The organism is Ciceribacter sp. L1K22 (assembly GCF_017599385.1).
In the GTDB taxonomy this organism is placed as follows: domain Bacteria; phylum Pseudomonadota; class Alphaproteobacteria; order Rhizobiales; family Rhizobiaceae; genus Allorhizobium.
Map to the genome: position 1 here is coordinate 1 of NZ_JAGFPK010000018.1, position 1,454 is coordinate 1,454.

Annotated in this window: 1 pseudogene; it reads left to right on the top strand. The window is 66.0% G+C overall.

Features of this window, described 5'->3' with window-relative positions:
* Positions 1-352: 352 nt before the first annotated feature.
* A pseudogene (locus J5J09_RS22685) lies at positions 353-1,454 on the top strand (autotransporter outer membrane beta-barrel domain-containing protein); the annotation flags it as partial.

Here is a 1,454-nt window from a genome sequence, read left to right on the forward strand (position 1 = left end):
CCACCCTCGGCATCGGCTACAACGGCCGCTTCGGCGACACCGCCCGCGAGCACACCGCAACCGCAAAGGTCAGGATCGCATTCTGAGGGCGGGTGCGGGCGTCAATGACGGGACATGCAATGCGGGCGGCACTTGCCCTCCCCGCAAAGCGCACAGGCAAAAGCGTAAACATTTCCTTTCATTGGGACGCAAACGCAAGGTAGGCCGGGGTCGGCGGAACGCTGTGCATAACCGACCTCCTCCCAGGCGCGGTAGTGATAGCGAGCAAAGGCCCGGAGCGCATCAGGTCCGTCAGTGAGACGGGCGCGCCTCCGGCCGGCCCATCGTCCACCTGACATACCGTGCTGCATTCATGACCCGTATCCGTTCCTATCTCCTCGTCACCACCAGCCTCTCGCTTCTTCCCGTCATGGCGGCCGCGCAATCGGTCGTGGCGACAGGCAGCGTCACGCCCTCGTCGCCAACGAGTTGGACTTCATCGACATCGATCAACGTTGGCTACAGTACGGCAGGCTCTCTCACGATTTCGGACGGAGGGCGGGTGGTGAATGGAGCCGGGTTAGTCGGTGTAGTGGGCGGTACAGGTCAGGTGACCGTCACAGGGGACGGCTCGCGTTGGGAGAGCAACGGATATCTCTACATCGGCGCCAATGGGACAGGCATCGTGACGATCGCCAATGGCGGCTTTATGAGCAGTGCCGGCGCGGTTCTTGGCCGTTCCAGTTCTGGTTCCGGCAGCGTCACCGTTACCGGTGAGGGATCAACCTGGGTCAACAGTAGCGGCCTCACCGTCGGACTGGTCAAAAACGGCTGGTTGATCGTCTCGGGTGGAGGCACAGTCAGCAATACGTATGGCGTTATCGGCGATGGCAGTCAGGCAAGCGGGAGCGTGGATGTCACGGGCGAGGGATCGCTTTGGAGTTCCAGCACCAACCTCTCTGTCGGGCGCGAGGGCCAGGCATTGCTGCGTGTCGGCGACGGCGGCACGGTCACCGTCGGAGCACAACTCGGCGATGGCAGCCATGGCGGAACGGCGACGGTTGCGGACCGCAGCGGGTCCAACGGCACCGTGTCGATCGGCGCGGCGGAGGGGGATGCGGCGGTGGCGGCGGGGAGGCTCGATGCGGCGCGGCTGGTGTTCGGGGCCGGCACCGGCACGCTCGTCTTCAACCACACCGATGACGACTATGATTTTCAGGCGGCGATCTCGGGCAATGGCACGATCCGCCATCTGGCCGGCACGACCACGCTTCTCGGCGACAGTTCCGCCTTTTCCGGCACAACGGCGGTGACCGGCGGCGGGCTGATGCTGGCCGACGGCGCGCTGCTCGGCGGCGCGATCGATGTTTCGGGCGGCGGGCTGCTCGGCGGCACCGGCACCTTCGGCACGGCCGGGCGCACCGTCACCATCGGCAGCGGCGGCACGCTGGCGCCGGGCTTTTCGCCGGGCACGC